The following is a 19,211-nucleotide window of genomic DNA, read 5'->3' as shown; positions in this document are numbered from 1 at the left end:
ACGTGACGTTCTTAGACTAAGTTCCTCTATTTCAGCGGATATTTGGAAACCCGCTGAAAAGTGACTTAAAACCGCATTCATCTCATCACCCATAGAGGCGGGAGACTTCTGTACCTGTCGCTGCGCTTTCGGTACAGAAAACATTTGTAGCTGACACTTTGCTTTCTTTGTTGAATGAAGTTAAAAAATAAAAATCTATGACCTTCACTGGAGGCTCTTACTTTTCATAGCTGGTGTTCTTTCGTTACTTTCTTACTTGTTAGAAAGAATAAACTGCCGGCTTTAAAATGCCGATATACGGTAAATTACGGTATTTTTCTGCGTAGTCTAAACCATACCCTACAACAAAGCCATCTGGCACTTCAAAACCAACATAATCAGCACCTAAGTCTACTTTACGACCTGATGGTTTATCTAACAATGTAACAATTTTAATGGATTTTGCTTTGCGGTATTTAAATAAGTCTACTAAATAGCTTAACGTTAAGCCGCTATCAATAATATCCTCGATGATTAATACATCCCGTCCCTCAACGCTTGTATTTAAATCTTTTAGAATTTTAACTTCCCCTGATGAAACTGTAGCATTGCCATAGCTAGAAACGTCCATAAAATCTAGCTCAATGAAAGAATCGAAACGTTTCATCAAGTCTGTCATAAAAGGCATTGCCCCTTTTAAAACACCAACAGCTAACGGGAATGAATCTTTGTATTCCTCTGTCAATTGTGCCCCTAACTCAGCGATTCTTTCTTGTAATTGTTCTTCTGTAATCATAACTTTTTCGATGTCATTTTGTAACATAGCGATTCCTCCTGTGTGTATAAAAAAATATTCAACCATTAGCGGTGAAATTTTACAAAGACCTTAGTCTACGATGAGCACTGTATCATCGTTTGGTTGCGGAAAGGTTGAAAAAAACATTCCCATACGCACACCAATTACCGCTACGACCTCATCAGATTGAGAAATCAGTAACGGCCAGCTATTTCGCTCATTTAAAGGAATCTTTTCATCTATAAAAAGGCGAGATAAGCGTTTAGGCTGACCCATTCCTTTTAACAGTATTCTGTCCCCTTCCTTACGCGCCCTAACATAGAGTGGAAGTTTGAGTTTGCTAGCGTTAAAATAAAAAAGTTGTGCAGTATCCGTCAGCATTTCAGACGATAAATCAGGCAACTCGACTACGCATAAACGTTCACCATTCGTCAGTGTTGTCCACCCATTAGCAGTCGAAATAATCTTTTTCTCAGGAGAAGCGTGACCTTCTAATGGCTCTTTCTTCTGAATCGTTAATTTTCCGTAACGGCGAACTGCTATAAAATCTTCTGGCAAGTGAACTTCAGCATACCCTGCTGTCGTATCACAAAGCTTTGAAATTGAAGTCAATAAAGCATAACTTTGTATCGTATTTGAATCTTTGTAAAGATAGTTTAATAGTATTAAAATGAGCCTCCTTTGTAAAGCAAGTGGTACCAATTGAAGAGCCTTAATTTCCATGCTATATGTATTTCCGTCTTTTCTTTTTACTATTCTAGAAAATACATCCTCCGCTAATGTCATTAAATAGGCATCGTCTTCTTGCAATTGTTTTGTAAAATGGGTTACCTGCTCTGTTACTCTTGGGTTTTCTGCCTCCAACAAAGGCACCACATGATGTCTAAAACGATTGCGTACATAGGTATCCTTAGCATTGCTAGCGTCTTCCCGATAATCTAAACCTTGCTTAAGTAAATATTCCCTTATTTCTAACTTTGTAACCGTTAAAAACGGACGAATTAATGTTTTTCCTTCAAAAATACGTTGTGAACGTATACCTTGCATACCATTTATCGTTGCATTTTTTGTCAGGGCCATTAATACTGACTCCAGTTGGTCGTCCGCATGATGTGCAGTTACAAGCTTGCTAGCATTTGTTTTTTCAATGACCTCTTTAAAATATCGATACCGCTCTCTACGACAAATAAGCTGTGTATTCCCATTTTCTGAAGCCATAATCTCTGGTATTGGAATTGCCTTTGCATATAAGTATACACCATACTCATCACAATATTTTTGGACAAAAGCTCTGTCCTCAGCAGACGCTTCACCTCTTAGCATATGATCAACATGTATGGCTCCTATCGTAATTCCCCACTGCTCTTTTGTTTTGACAAAATAATGGAGCAAAGCCATTGAATCCACTCCACCCGAAACGGCGATGAGAAGATGGTCGTCTTGCTGCAATAATTGCTCTTCTTCGATAAATTTTTTGACCTTTAATTCAAGTGACAAACGCTTCTCCTCCCCTTTTCGTTCTCTTTTATGATGAATTGCTCATAGAGTGTTGAACTGGCTTAAATACAGCCCACGTAGGTACAACATGTGTAACCTCTAGCATTAATACAGTGCAATCGTCTTCAATAGCATAGTAAGCTTGGAAAGATTGCATAATCGTTGTTAGTTTTTCTTGGATGGTTTTAGTAGTTCCAGCTACTTGCTGTGCATTCGCTAAAAATATCTCTTCCTGCTCGTCCCAATCATCAACACTTGAAAATAATCCATCAGAATGCATTAAAATTACATCGCCAGCTTTAAGCTTTCTTTTTTCAGCCTCGACTGCTGAAATGGATAAAAAACCTACAGGCGCTGCATTACTTTCAACCTTCAGCACCTCTTTTCCACGTAAAATATACGTAGACATACCCCCAGCCTTCCACGACCATAAATCTCCGTGTTGTAAATCGACAAGTGCAAAATCAAGCGTTGCATACATATCATCTTGTTGCTTCAAGGACATGACATAATGCAACGTATGCATCGCAGTCTCTGGGTTCATATTGTAATTTAAACATTCTCGCATTAAGTGTATTAACTTTCTACTCTCATGCTGTGCTTCTTTACTCTGACCCATACCATCTGACAATAAAATTGCAAATAGTCCTGGATGTAATTGAAATAATGCATGGGAATCACCGGAATATAACGTCGCATCTTTAGACATGCTATATATATCATACTCTACTTCAAAGCTAATAGCTGATCTAAAGCTTACTTGAATGTGACGAAATGGTATATCGCTTGCTACTACTTTTTCAATTTCAAATGGTTCTTCAAAAATATCATATAAAATCGGCAATATCATCCGCTCAGCTACTGTTGTGTCTTCCTCCCAATTGACTCGTGCTGGTGCTAAAGCACAGACAATTTTTCGTCCTCCAGGCTTATTACTAAGCACATCTAGTTGAAAACATTCAATATGAGCATCTTTTAATCGTTGAGTAATGTCCTTCTCCACACTAACGAATGAAATAGTCTCTTCTTGCATCTCCGCTATTAACTGATTTAGATGATTACTCATATCACGTAGCTGAAGCGCTATCATTTTCTTACCATGAAAATACTGACCATTAATGCGCTCTCTGTACAGCTCCGTTTCCAATTCCTCGAAAATTTTCGTTGATTTCACACATTTATAGCGTATTTGTTCTTCGACACGATGAATACCAGAATCCTTGCCTACACCTTTCATATGAAACCAGTCTGTCACGAGCTTGTCCATTCCATTATTTTGCGCTCCCCAACAGCGATCATAGCGAAAACAACTTAAGCATGTATTCATCGGCGACACTTCCTTCGCCTCTTCTATAGGGGTTGTCATAAAACGCTCAAACACAAGCTCCTTCATAAACTGTACAAAATGTTGAAAATGCTCCAATTTAAACGTAACATGCTCCGTTAACCAATTTTGACGAGCGAGTAAGATCTCCTCACGCTGTGGAAACAGCTTGTCCCGTACCTTTTCAGAATATTTACTAGGGATAGTTATAAAAACGATACTCCCAACAACAATCGATGTAAAATAAACGCTATCTAACGGCAATGTTGCATCGTAAAATAAAAAAAACACACTTGGCAAAATGCTGCCAATTGCTACACCGAATCGTCCAACACGAGCCCCCATCCCGGCACACAATCCTGTTAAGGTGGCTACAGACAGCATACCCGTAAATGAAAGTTTTGCAACCCCAATGAGAGTCCCGAGCACGGCTCCGATAACCGTCGCTAATGGTACACTTCCTACTAACGCACCGAAGCAAATGAATAGTTGTAATAAAAAAGTGGGAAGTGAAAAATAGCTAATGACAATCGCTTGCATCCCTGTAAGCATAGCAGCAAATACAACTAATCCAGAGCCTAGCTTCTCATAAGTCCAATGACTCGTAAACCATTCATGAGAATTGACAAACAACACTTGCATGAACAGCGTCATAATAAGAGCTAAAGCCGCTTCACAGCCTACATAAAATTGTACAAGCATCGGAGGTAAACCTTGATACATAGCTCCCTGCCACAATATCTGCACGAGTAGTACCGCTAAAGATACTGCTATACTTTGTGGTAGCTGCCAATAACGGAAGCGCATAATACATTCATACAAGACGATCTGCAATGCTAAAATGAAGACTTGTCCAAAACCGAGGAAAAAACACCCTATTAAACCACCGAACAAAACATATTTGGCATATTCTTTATATTTTGTTCGAATAATTGCCCAAAAAGGGACTGAGAAAGGTACGGCCGCTTCAAATACCACAGACTGAGCTAAAAAGAAGGATGTTAAAAAAAATAAAGAGCCTATTAACAATTGCCTTTTTCTCACTCCTAATTTCTGTTCGTCTACATTTGCCGTGTTATACCATTCAATACTCGTCATTTCACTATCCCCTTTCTGCACGTTTGGAACTATTATAAGAAATTATGTATGGAAAGATTGTCTGACGGTGACAGAAAAAAATATAAACATTTCGACGAATACATATGCATAAATACGAGAAATGGCAACAATATCTACGAAAACGAGAAGCTGCACATCATTATAAACATCTCTTTCTATATAATTTGTTTAAAAATTACGAAAATTACATAACCCAGTCCCACCTTCGCTACATAAAAAACATTGCAAATTTTTTACATGAGAGGTCTAGTGCATGTTGGCCCCTTCTTTTTCATTGATCGATGCTCCCAGTTTCGTCAAAATACTATAGTCAACAATTACACCGATATTCTACTTAAGAACAAAAAGTTTGATAAACAAGGCTCACTACCAAAAGTAGTAGATGACATTTGTTAAACTTATTCTATTTATCTTCATTCAGTAGAAGACTACTTCTGTAACTGACGCTTCGCTTTCGCTACCAAAACATTTGTAACTGCCGTTTCACTTTCGTATAAAATAGGTTAAATAATTTATAAAACCATATATTTTTATTAATTTTTCTATAAAAAACTCTTGACGTTAGTTACAAAGGCATGTATTATATAACTTGTTGCTTAAGACAAAATGCGGAAGTAGTTCAGTGGTAGAACACCACCTTGCCAAGGTGGGGGTCGCGAGTTCGAACCTCGTCTTCCGCTCCATAATATTTAATGGCGGCCTAGCTCAGCTGGCTAGAGCGTACGGTTCATACCCGTAAGGTCGGGGGTTCGATCCCCTCGGCCGCCACCATAGTAGGCCCCTTGGTCAAGTGGTTAAGACACCGCCCTTTCACGGCGGTAACACGGGTTCGAATCCCGTAGGGGTCATCTCAAATAGGCGTCTCAGAACGATTTCTGAGGCGCCTATTTTTTTGCACATTTAAGTTGGATACTAGAAACATCGAATTTATTTATTCTTTTACTACCCGAGACCCCGGAGCTTTCAGTTTAGGAACATCCTGCGATAATGGTTACATGAGCAGTTTCCCTCTGTTATTGCAGCTGTTGTTGCGTTGCTACCGCTTCACACAGACAATACCCCGTTGTTGCTGTCGCTTCGCTTTCGCACATAAAAAACACTCGTTGCTCCTAACGTCCCCTCGGAAGGTCCTAGCCGAAACGAAAATTAACCCAAGTTATGGTGATAAGAATAAAAATATGGCATACTAATAATGAAAAAAGCGTGTAAACTAGGAGGTTTATTTCCTTTGGGTTCATTAACTAAAGCTGCTTTAATTTGTGGAAGTGGCTCTATGATTATTCTCGTATCCATTCTTATTAATTTACCATTTGCCGTACAAACATTTTTACTCCTCACCGGATTAGCGGTTAGTGTTTATGGTGTGTTTTTACTTGTCAAAATGGTCGTTAAGCCACCCGAAAAGTCTTTAGAAACACTAACAGAACAAGCATCCGCACAAGCTCCTAAAAAGAAGAAAAGACCGACATCCACGTTTTAGGAGGACACATAGATCCTACTAGAAGGGTTTTACGACTTATAGCTAGATGAGGTGTATGCAAAGATTATTAAAAAAAGGGATTAGCTTTATTAAAAAGCTAATCCCAAATCTATTTAATACACTTTTTCTACGATTAAAACAGTCAGCAAACTACCCTCTTCTAGCTCCACGACCACCGCGTTTTGATTCTGTAGCACGTTTAAGTGTTGCTAGACGTTCATCACTATCTTTTAAGAAACGTGCCATTTTTTGCTCAAAATTCTCTTTCGGCTGATGACGATCGTTGCGATCATTAGAACGATTATCGCGACGTGGACGTGCAGGACGCTCTGGACGCTCAGGACGCTCTGGACGCTCTGGTCTCTCTGCTTGAGGCTTTGCTTTACGGATTGAAAGACCGATCTTCCCGTCCGCTTCAACATTCATCACTTTTACTTCAACTTCATCTCCAACTTTTAGATGCTCATTGATATCTTTAACATAATTGTCAGCAACTTCACTGATGTGTACTAAGCCTGTTTTGCCGTCTGGCAGCTCAACGAATGCTCCAAAATTTGTGATTCCTGTTACTTTACCTTGTACCTTGCTGCCTACTTCAATTGACATAAAAAAAATGCTCCTCCTTAAAAATTAAGCGACTCATTTGAGTCATGTAATCAATTTAATCAAACTTTTTACTACAATAAGTTTCTCTTTTCATTATATATAACAATAAAAGAGTGTCAACAATACATAGCTTTTCAGTCTTCTTTTTTACCTTTCTTTTCTGATATGCTGTCTTTTTTATCTTTTTTCTCCGGTATATCGCCTTTTTGCCCTTTTTCGTCCGGTATAATGAAAATTATTTCACCTTTTTCGGATAGAAAATAATCTTTGCGTAATAATTTTGCGATATACTCATCATCCTCTAACTGTTTAATTTTAAGATTTAACGAATCTCGCTCATCTTTCAATTCAGAAAGATGCTTCTTCGCTTCAACCTTTTCTTGCTCTTTTGCAGCTAGCGTTTCATTTTGATTCAAAAGTATATTTAAGAGAAAGGCAATAATAACGACTGGCACAATCGCAAAAAAGGCAATACGGCGCATTTTCCGTTTTCGCGCTTGAATTTTACGATTTATAGCTTTATCCGTGTTACGGACATAGTCATTATCAAGTTTAGTATAGTTTTGTTGATCATCATTTGATGAACGACGTATAGTCATGCCCGCACCTCCGAAAATTATTGTTGTCTTTTATTATACTTGATAAATCGAACTTTTTTAAAAAAAGTGTTGGACAAATACGAATAAATTTTGACAAAAGGTCTTAAAACAAACGCACAAATACTTATTAAGAATTTAAAAATTTGTCGAATAATAGCACTTATTAGTCGTATGATGAACCACAGGGGTCTCCATGTTATATTCACCAAAACCCTTGCGACGAAACGTAAAAAAGTTTGAAAAAACGTTTGATACAAAAAAATTCCGGCTATTTGCGCTAGCGGGTCATAAGCCCGCCAAGCGCCATCTTTTAGCCAAAATAACAAATAGTATGTCAGACCTCCAAGCAGAATCCAGGTAAGTAGTTCAAATACCATCATCCATCTTCGAAGGCTTGACCTTTTTGGAGTTGAAAAAACAATGAGTCTTACACTATCAATAATGAACCCAACTGCTATACCGCTCAAAACCATGACTAATAGCTGAACAAATTGTTCACTAACAATCATCCAAACAATTTATGAAGGAAACCTTTCGAGAAGCCACTTTCCTCCTCGTCATACTGCAAAGTTTTTACAGTTCCTTCAAGCGTCAATAACCCTTTGTCAACATCTAAGTGAACGATATGCAGTTCTTCTCCACGGATTAACAAATGCCCTTGGGACGTCTTGATGAAAAATTCTTCCTGATCAAAGCGTTCAATTGATTTTACAGAAGTCATGTCCATTCTTTTACGATTACGAATCGTTAAAATATGTTCTCCAGATGGAATTGTGTAACGGTTACTTTCTTGATGTAGCGTCATTTTTTTCCTCCTTTAGTCGTCCTAGCTTCTGTTCACTTTATGCGGACAACCTTAAAAGCATGACAACTTTATTAAAGTTGTTACACTTTTATCTCCACTTCAGCACCTTTATGGCAAAAGCTAAACGACAACTTCAGAAGACTCCTACACTATTATTCATTAGTCCTCATCATCAATAAATTCAGGTTCAATTTTTTCAAGACGCTCTTCCTTCAAAATAGTAAACATTTTTGCGGCATCTTCTTTTTTCACAGTATCACGTAATTCCTCTACACGTGCTGTCACAATTTTTTGTCCAAAACGAATAGCTAGCTCATCCCCAGCTTTAACAGCACTACTAGCTTTCGCGACCTTATCATTAATCGTAATACGGCCTTGGTCTGCTACTTCCTTCGCTAATGTACGACGTTTAATCAAACGTGATACTTTTAAAAATTTATCTAATCGCATATTTTTACTCCTTTTCTTGCTGCTTCGCTTCATTCCAGAAAGCATCTAATTGTTCTAATGTATAATTAGAAAATGGCTTTCCACTTTCCTTTACCTTTGCTTCCACGTAACCAAAGCGTCTCGCAAACTTCTCATTCGCATGTAACATAGCCTCTTCTGGAGATAGCTTATAGAAACGCGCTAAATTCACAAGTGTGAACAAGACATCCCCAAATTCATCAAGACGTGACGCATTTGTACCTTTCGTCACTTCATTACGAAATTCCTGCCATTCCTCTGCAAACTTGTCCCATGCGCCCTCTACATCAGGCCAATCAAATCCTACCTTCGCAGCTCTTTTTTGATAATTATAGGCTGTTTGTAGAGCAGAGGACGCCCGGTATTCCTCTTTTAATAGTGGCTTATCACTTATACCCTTTTCTTCCGCTTTTATAACTTCCCAGTTTGCTACAACACCCTCTGCATCTTCCACCGATACATCTCCAAATACATGCGGGTGTCGACGAATCATTTTTTCACTTATCGAAGCCAATACATCTTCCAACGTAAAGTAACCTTGATCTTCTCCGATTTGTGCATGAAGGAACACTTGTAACAGTACATCTCCAAGCTCCTCGATCATCGCAAAGTCATCCTCTGCATCTACTGCTGCCAAATATTCGTGTGCTTCTTCTAGTAAATATTTTTTCAGTGACTCATGTGTTTGCTTTTGATCCCACGGACAGCCATCCGGACCTCGTAAAACAGCAATAATTTGACGGAAAGTTGTCCAGTCTCGTAAAGCATCCTCTTGTGATTTCACAGGCGGCACATATACCGTTGTTAAATTATCCACCTCAACGCTTTGGTCGAGCTCATAAAGTGGTACTGTCACTAATTTTTCCTGTGACGAGCCTGCTGCTGTAACGACTGTAACAGGGTATTCGTCATTGTATTTCTCCATTAACGTTAGCTTTACTTCTGATGCACTAAATGTATCATATACTTGGGCTATTAAAATATGTTGACGCATGTTAATGTCATGCATAGAAAAGCTAGTGCCATCCAGCAGTTGAAAACCCTCAATTGGGTCGATCTTTAACGCGCCAAATATTGGATCTAAAAAGCTTTGCCCACCTTCAATGACTAGTTTTACTTTTCCCTCATCCGCAGCAGCAATAAGCAATTGTACAGTCTGCTCTGCGACAAGTGGATGCCCCGGTACAGCGTACATGACATCTTCATTTGTTGTAGCAGCCACAAGCTTTTCTGCAATTTCCTCATACACAGGCTGGAACGAATTATGTTTTTCATAGACTGCGTCAAAGCTTTCAAATTGTAAGCCCTCAGCAGATAATTCTTCTAATACCGGATGATCCACTGTACGAACATATAATTTTCTTGCCGCTTTTAGTTTTTTATAGACACCCATTTGCAACTGATTAAAATCACCCGCACCTAGACCTATAACTGTTAAAGTATTCAATCAATCCACCTACTTTTTCCGATTTAACCATAATTGATAAACTGCCATTTTGCGCCCAAACGGTAGTAAGTACCACTCTTTTTCGACTAGTACTCGTAACTTAGCAATTATGGTGATCATTACAAACGCTCCTAAACACACGGCTGAAAAACCGGCTACCACCGCGACAAATCGAGGTGATAAAAATTGGTTTAACAACGGTGGTATAAACTGCAGCCAAACTAGCACTACAGCTGCCATGCTGAGTGATGCAATTCCAACTTTTTTATAAAAATTGGCTGACGCTAATTGAATAGCAGTCATTCTCTTTAAATAAAAAATAAGCATTAGAGCAGTAAACAAAAGACCCACATTGTTAGCAATAGCTGCACCTAATACACCAAATAAACCAATTGTCAGCACATTCAATATTATTTTTAACATAAAACCTATAATCAAAAATAAAGCTGGCTTTTTTAATTTTCCATAGCCTTGCAAAGTAGCTGTAAATGTTAAAATAACCGACAATGGCACAATTTGTAATACATATACCATAAGTACTTCCGACAGTGCATCTGTTTTAAAGAGCATGGCATTAATATACGGCATAACGAGTATTAAACCTAGAGATGCCGCCCAGCCAAATAATACAGACGCTTTATACGTTAGTTGAATAAACGGAATTGCACTACGGCCTTCCTGTTGTCTGGACATATGCGCGACAAGGGGCACAATAGCAAGTGAAAGTGAAGAAGCAATGACAACTCCGAGCTGTACCAATGGCTGCCCGCGATCATAAACGCCTTTTGTTGCCTTAGCTACCGTCTGATCCATTCCACCATCTATTAATAGCGAATAAATTGTAAAGGAATCAACTAACTGATAGCCAAGTAACAATAGACCACTCATGCTCACACTTAAACTTAGCAATGTTACCTCTTTAATAATGGGGAAACTTTCGATACGCCGCTGTTGTTTCTTATCATTAAATAAACCAAAACGTTTTTTAAAAATAAACGCAAGTAATACAAAGCCTACAATTTCGCCAATAACTGTACCTATGATAGCCATTTGTCCAGCACTATATAGTGATTCTGTCGTCTTCATAATGATAAATGTTCCTGCTAAAATGACTGATACTCTCACAGCCTGTTCAAGGACTTGCGCATAAGCAATCGGCTCCATAACGCCTCTCGATTGAAACCCGCCCTTTAAAATAGCATGTGCTGGCATAACAAGTACTATAAATGAACCCGTCCGTATTAAAGGCGCAAGCTGAGTATCGCCCATAAGCTGTGCAATTATTTCAGCACCACTAAATAAAGCGACAAAAAACAATAACGATAGTACTGTTAAATAACGAAAGACAATACGCATAATACCGCTTCGTTTCTGATCCCTCTCTAGCGGGTCTAAAATACAATCATTATCTGCAAGCATTTTAGAAATAGCTACTGCAAATCCACTAGCTGTCCATACGACAAAAATAGATATAACCGGATACACCTGCTGATAAATATAAAACCCTTCATCACCAACAAGATTTTGAAAAGGCACACGATAAATTGCACTAAGAACCTTCACAACAAGAGCAGCAATTGTAAGTAAGGCCGCTCCCTTCATGTAGCTTTTCATGCCAAAACGTTCCGACATAAATTGCCCTCTTTCCTTCTTTAACAATGCCAATAGTATAGCATATCTCCAAAGTTTGACGCGCGCGGGTAGCACTACCGTAAAACTATGTACGAAAAAAAGTTATTGTTCAGCCTAAAAAGGCCAGCGCAATAACTTTCAATTCTCATCAACTATTCATTTGTTTAGCTAAGAAGTTAGCAGCTGTTTCAGCAACTTTCACTTCAACTTCACCGATAAAATGTACTTTAGACAAAACGATAATACAGCCGATCGGATCACCGTTTACCATAATAGGCGTTGCACAATAAGACTTAACTTGCTCATATTGTCCAGGAACAATCTCGATAGTTGTTTCCATTTTTTCTATTTTTGTTGAACGTTCGTCCATAAAACTTTCCGCAAAGGATGTAATACGACGATTAATATACTCTTTTTTACCGATCCCTGAGACAGCAATTACTTCATCTCGGTCAGTTACAAAAGCTGGAGTACCTAACGTTTCATATAATGTTTCCACATACTCTCTTGCAAATTCCCCCAAATCGTTAATTGGAGAATATTTCTTTAAAATGACTTCACCTTCACGGTCTGTATAAATTTCTAGCGGGTCTCCCTCACGAATACGTAACGTTCTACGAATTTCTTTTGGAATAACCACACGCCCTAAATCATCAATACGACGAACAATTCCTGTTGCCTTCATTCTTAATCCTCGCTTTCGCTACAATGAAATTTTTTCAATTTTAGTATGGTTTTTTATGAAGCAATCTATGCAAAAACTGAAGAAAAAGGATTTCACATCCAACAATATTTTCAAAAAAGGCCTTAAAACCTAAACAAATACCTGTAGAATTTTCAACTTCAATCAACTTATCTTAGATTAACCACAAAAACAAATTTTTATAAATAATTTATAAAATATTTTTAACAAGAAACAATAATAATTCAACCTTTACCATTACGTCAATAAGACAAAAGGATGTTTATCACAAAAGAACCATAACAAAAAGTGATACTTTTACCCTTATTTTCCCTACTGTCTAGCTCCTGAGTCTCAATTTGTAATATTGATCTCTAAGGAGCCACACAGTCTACAGTAAAATTAACAAATGAAGATAAAGAGCTACAACATTCACAGAGTTTCCCTTGTAATTTTTTGTTTTTAACAATAAAAAGCTGATCATTATCCTAGGAGATAAGATCAGCTTTTCTTCTATTGTTGTTTTTTTGCGTCAGCAATAATATGCATCATTTCTTCTAAAATATCAAAGGGTTGATATTTCCCACACTTTCGTTCATCAATCGTTAATTTCAATTGCATACCATCCATACCAAACCCGACAGCACGTTCAAATTGCATAGATTCTTCCACAATTTTACCGCCATCAACTTGCCCTGTACCTTCTTCTGACAACAATATTGTGATGATTTTTTGCTTTTCTTTTACAGACAATACACCTGTACCTAAGCCCCATACCTTCATACGCGCAACTCGCAGTAAACGCTCTGTTTCAATTGGAAGATCACCAAAACGATCCTGTAATTCCTCTATGATTTCGCTGTACTCCTCCACTTGATCCATTGCTTTTATACGTTTATACATTTGAATTTTTTGATAGCCGTCGGGGATGTATACATCCGGGATATACGCATCCACACTCAATAAAATTTCAATGTCAGGCTTCTCTTCTTTTTTCACACCTGTTTGGCGCTCAGCAATCGCCTCTTCCAGCATTTGTGAATACAAGTCAAAACCAACAGAATCAATAAAGCCATGCTGCTGCGCTCCAAGTAGATTTCCAGCACCACGAATAGATAAGTCACGCATAGCAATTTTAAATCCTGAACCTAACTCTGTAAATTCTTTAATCGCCTGTAATCTTTGCTCAGCTACATCCGTAAGAACTTTATCACGTTGATACATAAAGTAAGCATACGCCACCCTATTAGAACGCCCAACACGTCCCCGCAATTGATAAAGTTGCGCTAAGCCCATTCGATCCGCATCATGAACAATCAATGTGTTAACGTTTGGTATATCCACGCCAGTCTCAATAATGGTTGTCGTTACAAGCACATCATAGTCACCTTCTAAAAAGGCTAATATAACAGATTCTAATTCTGATTCCTTCATTTTGCCATGTGCATGCCCAATACGCGCTTCTGGGACAAGCATTTGAATTTCATCAACCTTACGAGCCATATCTTCTACACGATTGTATAAGTAGAATACTTGCCCACCACGCGCCATTTCTCTCTCAATAGCTTCCCGCACTAATGCACCGCTATGCTCCATTACATAAGTTTGCACAGGGAAACGGTTCGCTGGTGGCGTTTCAATTACCGATAAATCACGAACACCTACCATCGACATATGAAGTGTTCTTGGAATTGGAGTTGCCGTTAGCGTTAATACATCAACATTCGTCTTTAGTTGTTTAATTTTTTCCTTATGCGTTACACCAAAACGTTGCTCCTCATCAACAATCAGCAGTCCAAGGTCTTGGAATGTTAAATCTTTAGATAAAATCCGATGCGTTCCAACGACAATATCAACTTGCCCTTCTTTTAAACCCTTTAACGTCGCTGTTTGCTCTTTTTTTGTGCGGAAACGAGACAAGAGACCTACATTAATAGCAAAGTCTTGGAATCTCTCACAAATCGTTTCGTAATGTTGCTGCGCTAAAATCGTTGTCGGCACAAGGAACGCTACCTGCTTGCCATCTTGAATTGCTTTAAATGCCGCGCGAATCGCTACCTCTGTTTTACCGTACCCTACGTCTCCACATACAAGACGATCCATCGGACGCTCACGCTCCATATCACGTTTTACTTCGATAATTGACCGTAGCTGATCCTCTGTTTCTTCATAAGGGAAAGAAGCCTCAAAATTACGCTGATCGTCGTTGTCAATCGCGAATGCATGGCCTTTCTCTGCTTCACGTTTCGCATACAGCTTAATTAAATCATCAGCGATATCTTGCACAGCAGAGGATACCTTTGCTTTAGCTTTTTTCCACTCTGCTCCACCTAATTTATGTAGCTTCGGTTCTCGGTCTTCAGATGCTACATATTTTTGGATTAAATCTATTTGCTCTACTGGAACATATAACTTATCATCAGCACGGTATCGAATGTGTAAGTAATCCTTATGTGTACCATTTACCTCTAATGTTTCTAAGCCTATATATTTCCCAATACCGTGATGTACATGTACAACATAGTCGCCCGGTTTAATTTCTGTATAGCTTTTAATACGTTCTGCGTTCGTCATTTTTTGAGGACGTGCCTTTTTCTTCGCCTGTTGTTTAAATAGCTCATCCTCTGTGACAATCACCAAGCGTTGTAGTGGTAATTCAAAGCCACTAGATAGTGAGCCATCCACAATATAAATACCGGCTTCTGTCGGCTTACCAATTGTCGTATGAATATCATATTCTCCGAGCATTTGCTGTACACGTTTAACACGATCTTTATCTCTCGCAACAATTAGTACTGTAAATTTACCAAGCAGCCAGCGTTCAATCTCACTTTGTAATAATGACATTTGGCCATGAAATTGTTGCATTGGCTTGCAAGAAAAGTTCGTCGTCTTATTAAAGGATACACCTGCAAAAGTTCGTGAAAATAATGAGAAATATAGTTTTTGTTGAGACAGCATTGCTAGAATTTCTTTCAAGGAGAATGCTGGCTTTACATCATGCACCATTTTTCCTTCTTCAATTAATGATAAAAACCATTCATCCTCTTCACGCTCCCAGGCATCCATAACCTCCTGAATACGTCCTAGCTCATCAAACAGCACAATGCCATCCTGTACAAAATAATCTCCTAAATAGGCTGTTTTCTCATATAATAACGAACCATATTTATTTACATAGTCCGGTAAATTCCCTTGTTGTAACAATTCAATATCATATTGAATATGCTGATACAGTAATTCCTTCGTCTCCTGCTTTTTGACTTTCTTTAAACTTGTCGCTAATGCAGCTTCTAAACGGCCTGCCAAAGTCATTCTTTCTTCCTTTGTCAAAATAACTTCTGACGCTGGTAGAATACGAACCTTCTGCAATTTATCAATGGAACGTTGATCGTCCGCAGAAAATGTTCGAATCGAGTCAACTTCCGTATCAAATAATTCTATACGAATCGGCTCCTCTAAATATGGTGGATATATATCTAATATCCCTCCACGTAGCGCAAACTCTCCAGGTGTTGTCACCATCGAATTACGCACGTACCCCATCTCTACTAACGTTTGTAGCCATTCATCAATCTGAATATCTTCGCCTACTGAAATTTGTAAAAAATACTGTTGCCAATGCTCTTTAGGCTGCATTATTTTGCGTAAGCCCGCAACTGGTATCACATAAACAGCTTTTTCGCCTCTTGCTAGGCAATCAAGCGTTGCAATACGCTCAGCTCGTAACTCTGGAGAGGCAACAGACAAATCTGCAGCAATAAACTCATCGGCAGGATAATAATGAACATGCTCCTCACCTAAAAGTCCCGCCAGCTCGTCAACCATTTTTTGTGCCTGCAATAGATTAGGAGATACAATATAAATAGGTTTTTTTACATATTCAAATAACGCATCGACCATTACCGGGCGCGCGCTTCCTGTTAATCCTGTTATAAGCTGTGTTGCAGAATGACCGCTCTGAATCTCCTGTAAAAATGATGTGATATGTTTGTCCTGCATCACAAGCTGTCGTAAAACTTCCAATGTCAAAAGCTCCTCTCAGCGCATAATTCTATTCACCATTACTAGTAATCTAGTACTATAATATGCATCTTTATTGTATTTTTTATCAATTATGCCTCGGCATAATTGCGTCCGGAATCGGCTTTGTGCTTGCACAAGGTACTCCTTTCCGATTCCTTGACATCCGCCGGAGGCTTTTGGCCAACAGATGTCTTTTGCGCGAAAGCGTAGTGCTAACGCAGCGTCAGCAGCACGATGTTGGTCACTCAGGCATTTTCACAGGATATGAGTTCTTCCTGAGTTCCTCTATTCAGCGGCTGTTTGGAACCCGCTGAAAAGTGACTTAAAACCACATTCATCACACCACCTATAAAGGTGGGAGACTTCTGTACCTGTCGCTACGCTTTCAGTACATAAAACTTAAATGGAAAAAGCTTTGAACGCACTAGATGTGCGCCAAAGCATCCTTCCAATCATTGAATCCATTTATTGAGTGCGTGATAATCTGGATATTGTTTCAGTGAATCCTCACATTGCTCACAAATGCAGTGCACCGTCGTGTGACCATGCCGATCTTTCTCAACATAATCATCCGCTTCACCCATTTCGAAAATATGTAGTTTTCGAATTGTATCATCTGCATCAAATGGTAGTGTTCCTATTTCTACTTCACAATGACGACATCGATAGCGAACTGACATCTCCAAATCATCCTCCTTTAAGCAACTTACTACTTAAAGTATAGACATTTCTAAAACAGATTATGCACTTCCAATTCCGCCTTAGCGCCATTTAGAATATAGAAACTTGGGTTGATTTTCGTACCAACCGGGCGCTTTCCTAGGGACGTCCGATGAGCCGCTTAGGTCAACAAATGTTTTTTTGCGCGAAAGCGCAGCGGTAGCGGCAAATGCTTCTGTGCGATAGCGCAGCGGCACGATATTGGACACGAAAGCGTTATCACAGGACGTGATGGTTGTAGCCTTCGTTCCTCTATTGCTGATCCCCAAGGAGTCGCCCAATCGGAACGAAGATCAACTTATTTATATAACATAAGTTTTAACAAAATATTTCCCCAGCTTTAGGCGTAAAACAACTGTAATATCCACACTACGCTTTAATCCATTATTACCCGTTAAAGCGATTCATCACATCAAGAAATGGCTTTGAAAGAGATTCTTCTACAGCATCTACACATTTTTCAACAGCTTCGCCAACAATAGCTTGATCTTCTTTTGAAAATTTTGATAACACATAATCTGCTACCTTCATACCAGCTGGTGGGCGATTAACCCCAACACGTATGCGATTAAATTCTTGTATACCTAAATGCTGAATTAATGATTTAATACCATTATGTCCACCCGCACTTCCTTTTTGACGCAGGCGCAATTTTCCTGTTTCTAAATCTAAATCGTCATAAATAACAATTAAGTCTTCCACATCAATATCAAAATAGTTCATAAGGGGCCCAACACACTCCCCCGATAAATTCATATATGTTAAAGGTTTAACAAGTAGAACCTTTCCTTCTGGACGATGTACCGTTGCATACATACCATTAAACTTTGAATTAGTTAAAGGTGTACCCCATTTTTCAGCTAATGCATCAATAACATCGAAGCCAATATTATGTCTTGTATGCTCATAAGGCTTACCCGGATTTCCTAAACCAACGATAATTTTCATAAGTACTCCTCTTCTTTCAAATCTAATAGTCATTATTTTACCATATCATACGCTAAGAAAGCAGTTTGTACAGTTTTTGAAAGTAAAAGTTCAATAATGGCTTGATATTATTTGAAATCCTCACTTTAACCATACATATCGGTAAAATAATACATGCCGTAATTAAAGAAGCAAAAGCAAACATACGAATAATGTCGACCATTAAATTCAAAAGGCTACTAAAGAAGTTTTTAGTCTTCCTTAGTAGCCTTTCCTTAACATATCTTTTTACTCTTGTTCCTGTGCAATGTCTGCCGTTTCTTCAACAGCTGCGACTGGAGCCATAATTGTTACCAATGTATGATCATCTTCACTGATAATCTCAAAATCAATCGTATCTCGAATATCTGCTACTGTAATTGTTTCACCAATTTTAAGCTCAGTAATATCAACTTCAATAGCTTCTGGGATATCTGCTGGCTTTACTTTAATTTTTACGTCTAAGTTAGGCTGCATTAATATGCCACCTAAACTAATACCAACTGACTCTCCAACGAGTTTAATAGGCACCTCAGACTCTATCGCTTCGGACATATTAATTGCTAAAAAGTCGATATGATTTACTTCATCTTTCATAGAACATTGTTGAATTTCAGACACAACAACATTCACTTTTTTCCCATCTAACTCCATCAAAAACACACCGTTTTGCCCATTCTTTTGAATGGATTTTCTGAATTCATTCGCTGAAATAGAAATTGGGGTCGAATCTAAATTATAGCCGTAAATAACCGCAGGAATGGCTCCCCCTTTTCTAAGTTGGGTTAATGTCGAACGATGCCCAGCTTCGCGCGTTTTAACACTTAATACTGTACTCATATCTATCTTCCCCTTCCAAGAAAAATTATTTACGCCTTATTAGAATGTCACTACTTTCGAATTATTACTTCTTTCAGCAGGTGCTTGAATACCCTCTGAAAAGCAGCTTAAATCCGCATTCATCTCACCACCTAAAGAGGTAGGAGACTTCTGTACGCTTTCGGTACAAAAGACATTTGTAGCTGCTGCTTTGCTTTCGCTACATAAGTTAAATTAATGACATTT

16 protein-coding genes and 3 tRNA genes are annotated in these 19,211 nt (G+C 38.5%); 4 read left to right on the top strand and 15 right to left on the bottom strand.

Annotation, left to right across the window (positions count from 1 at the left end):
- Nucleotides 1–259: 259 nt before the first annotated feature.
- The 3 genes from hpt to ACIPKN_RS24775 all read right to left on the bottom strand — a co-directional run bounded on the left by hpt (nucleotide 260) and on the right by ACIPKN_RS24775 (nucleotide 4,694).
- Nucleotides 260–802, bottom strand: a complete 543-nt coding sequence (gene hpt / locus ACIPKN_RS24785; protein ID WP_132364364.1) for a hypoxanthine phosphoribosyltransferase — start codon at nucleotides 800–802, stop codon at nucleotides 260–262.
- Nucleotides 803–865: 63 nt separating this feature from the next.
- The gene (gene tilS, locus ACIPKN_RS24780) at nucleotides 866–2,272 is read right to left on the bottom strand and encodes a tRNA lysidine(34) synthetase TilS (protein ID WP_400941340.1); all 1,407 of its coding nucleotides are present in this window, start codon (nucleotides 2,270–2,272) and stop codon (nucleotides 866–868) included.
- A 28-nt stretch (nucleotides 2,273–2,300) separates the two neighbouring features.
- Complete coding sequence (locus ACIPKN_RS24775; RefSeq protein WP_400941339.1) at nucleotides 2,301–4,694, bottom strand: SpoIIE family protein phosphatase; 2,394 nt, start codon at nucleotides 4,692–4,694, stop codon at nucleotides 2,301–2,303.
- A gap of 629 nt (nucleotides 4,695–5,323) precedes the next feature.
- Here ACIPKN_RS24775 and ACIPKN_RS24770 point away from each other — a divergent pair.
- From ACIPKN_RS24770 to ACIPKN_RS24755, 4 genes are all read left to right on the top strand, one after another.
- Nucleotides 5,324–5,398 (top strand) — tRNA-Gly (locus ACIPKN_RS24770).
- Nucleotides 5,399–5,409: 11 nt separating this feature from the next.
- Nucleotides 5,410–5,486 (top strand) — tRNA-Met (locus ACIPKN_RS24765).
- 5 nt (nucleotides 5,487–5,491) lie between these two features.
- Nucleotides 5,492–5,563, top strand: a tRNA-Glu gene (locus ACIPKN_RS24760).
- A 380-nt stretch (nucleotides 5,564–5,943) separates the two neighbouring features.
- Entirely contained in the window at nucleotides 5,944–6,195 is a 252-nt protein-coding gene (locus ACIPKN_RS24755) for a hypothetical protein (RefSeq protein WP_400941337.1), read from the top strand.
- Nucleotides 6,196–6,345: 150 nt separating this feature from the next.
- On the opposite strand, the gene ACIPKN_RS24750 is transcribed toward ACIPKN_RS24755, so the two are convergent.
- The 12 genes from ACIPKN_RS24750 to ACIPKN_RS24695 form a co-directional block, all read right to left on the bottom strand.
- Complete coding sequence (locus ACIPKN_RS24750; protein ID WP_323657028.1) at nucleotides 6,346–6,801, bottom strand: S1 domain-containing RNA-binding protein; 456 nt, start codon at nucleotides 6,799–6,801, stop codon at nucleotides 6,346–6,348.
- A 134-nt stretch (nucleotides 6,802–6,935) separates the two neighbouring features.
- Nucleotides 6,936–7,400, bottom strand: a complete 465-nt coding sequence (locus ACIPKN_RS24745; RefSeq protein WP_400941334.1) for an FtsB family cell division protein — start codon at nucleotides 7,398–7,400, stop codon at nucleotides 6,936–6,938.
- Between the two features lie 17 nt (nucleotides 7,401–7,417).
- Nucleotides 7,418–7,909, bottom strand: a complete 492-nt coding sequence (gene yabQ, locus ACIPKN_RS24740; RefSeq protein WP_400941332.1) for a spore cortex biosynthesis protein YabQ — start codon at nucleotides 7,907–7,909, stop codon at nucleotides 7,418–7,420.
- The gene (gene yabP, locus ACIPKN_RS24735; protein ID WP_004229167.1) at nucleotides 7,906–8,205 is read right to left on the bottom strand and encodes a sporulation protein YabP; all 300 of its coding nucleotides are present in this window, start codon (nucleotides 8,203–8,205) and stop codon (nucleotides 7,906–7,908) included. The genes yabQ and yabP overlap by 4 nt, the downstream gene beginning before the upstream one ends.
- A 159-nt stretch (nucleotides 8,206–8,364) precedes the next feature.
- Nucleotides 8,365–8,655, bottom strand: a complete 291-nt coding sequence (locus ACIPKN_RS24730; RefSeq protein WP_132364343.1) for an RNA-binding S4 domain-containing protein — start codon at nucleotides 8,653–8,655, stop codon at nucleotides 8,365–8,367.
- 4 nt (nucleotides 8,656–8,659) lie between these two features.
- Nucleotides 8,660–10,120 (bottom strand): bifunctional methyltransferase/pyrophosphohydrolase YabN, encoded by a 1,461-nt coding sequence (gene yabN, locus ACIPKN_RS24725; protein WP_400941328.1) that lies wholly within the window; start codon nucleotides 10,118–10,120, stop codon nucleotides 8,660–8,662.
- Nucleotides 10,121–10,129: 9 nt separating this feature from the next.
- The gene (locus ACIPKN_RS24720) at nucleotides 10,130–11,752 is read right to left on the bottom strand and encodes a putative polysaccharide biosynthesis protein (RefSeq protein ID WP_400941325.1); all 1,623 of its coding nucleotides are present in this window, start codon (nucleotides 11,750–11,752) and stop codon (nucleotides 10,130–10,132) included.
- 148 nt (nucleotides 11,753–11,900) lie between these two features.
- Nucleotides 11,901–12,437 (bottom strand): stage V sporulation protein T, encoded by a 537-nt coding sequence (gene spoVT, locus ACIPKN_RS24715; protein ID WP_142510491.1) that lies wholly within the window; start codon nucleotides 12,435–12,437, stop codon nucleotides 11,901–11,903.
- 510 nt (nucleotides 12,438–12,947) lie between these two features.
- The gene (gene mfd / locus ACIPKN_RS24710; protein WP_400941321.1) at nucleotides 12,948–16,460 is read right to left on the bottom strand and encodes a transcription-repair coupling factor; all 3,513 of its coding nucleotides are present in this window, start codon (nucleotides 16,458–16,460) and stop codon (nucleotides 12,948–12,950) included.
- 452 nt (nucleotides 16,461–16,912) lie between these two features.
- Complete coding sequence (locus ACIPKN_RS24705; RefSeq protein WP_400941318.1) at nucleotides 16,913–17,140, bottom strand: anti-sigma-F factor Fin; 228 nt, start codon at nucleotides 17,138–17,140, stop codon at nucleotides 16,913–16,915.
- A 427-nt stretch (nucleotides 17,141–17,567) separates the two neighbouring features.
- Nucleotides 17,568–18,128 carry an aminoacyl-tRNA hydrolase gene (gene pth, locus ACIPKN_RS24700; RefSeq protein WP_400941315.1) on the bottom strand — a complete coding sequence of 187 codons (561 nt, stop codon included), beginning with the start codon at nucleotides 18,126–18,128 and terminating at the stop codon, nucleotides 17,568–17,570.
- Nucleotides 18,129–18,395: 267 nt separating this feature from the next.
- Nucleotides 18,396–18,986, bottom strand: coding sequence for a 50S ribosomal protein L25/general stress protein Ctc (locus ACIPKN_RS24695; protein ID WP_142510488.1), 591 nt, complete (start codon nucleotides 18,984–18,986; stop codon nucleotides 18,396–18,398).
- Nucleotides 18,987–19,211 lie beyond the last annotated feature (225 nt).

The organism is Lysinibacillus sp. NPDC086135, from assembly GCF_044746345.1.
In the GTDB taxonomy this organism is placed as follows: Bacteria; Bacillota; Bacilli; order Bacillales_A; family Planococcaceae; genus Lysinibacillus.
This window is presented reverse-complemented; position numbering and strand designations above follow the sequence as displayed.

Excerpts from the sequence above, each read along its gene's own strand:
- hpt (WP_132364364.1), bottom strand. The coding sequence starts at position 802 with ATGTTACAAAATGACATCGAAAAAGTTATGATTACAGAAGAACAATTA.
- ACIPKN_RS24775 (WP_400941339.1), bottom strand. The coding sequence starts at position 4,694 with ATGACGAGTATTGAATGGTATAACACGGCAAATGTAGACGAACAGAAA.
- ACIPKN_RS24750 (WP_323657028.1), bottom strand. The coding sequence starts at position 6,801 with ATGTCAATTGAAGTAGGCAGCAAGGTACAAGGTAAAGTAACAGGAATC.
- ACIPKN_RS24745 (WP_400941334.1), bottom strand. The coding sequence starts at position 7,400 with ATGACTATACGTCGTTCATCAAATGATGATCAACAAAACTATACTAAA.
- yabQ (WP_400941332.1), bottom strand. The coding sequence starts at position 7,909 with ATGATTGTTAGTGAACAATTTGTTCAGCTATTAGTCATGGTTTTGAGC.
- yabP (WP_004229167.1), bottom strand. The coding sequence starts at position 8,205 with ATGACGCTACATCAAGAAAGTAACCGTTACACAATTCCATCTGGAGAA.
- ACIPKN_RS24730 (WP_132364343.1), bottom strand. The coding sequence starts at position 8,655 with ATGCGATTAGATAAATTTTTAAAAGTATCACGTTTGATTAAACGTCGT.
- ACIPKN_RS24720 (WP_400941325.1), bottom strand. The coding sequence starts at position 11,752 with ATGTCGGAACGTTTTGGCATGAAAAGCTACATGAAGGGAGCGGCCTTA.
- spoVT (WP_142510491.1), bottom strand. The coding sequence starts at position 12,437 with ATGAAGGCAACAGGAATTGTTCGTCGTATTGATGATTTAGGGCGTGTG.
- ACIPKN_RS24705 (WP_400941318.1), bottom strand. The coding sequence starts at position 17,140 with ATGTCAGTTCGCTATCGATGTCGTCATTGTGAAGTAGAAATAGGAACA.
- pth (WP_400941315.1), bottom strand. The coding sequence starts at position 18,128 with ATGAAAATTATCGTTGGTTTAGGAAATCCGGGTAAGCCTTATGAGCAT.
- ACIPKN_RS24695 (WP_142510488.1), bottom strand. The coding sequence starts at position 18,986 with ATGAGTACAGTATTAAGTGTTAAAACGCGCGAAGCTGGGCATCGTTCG.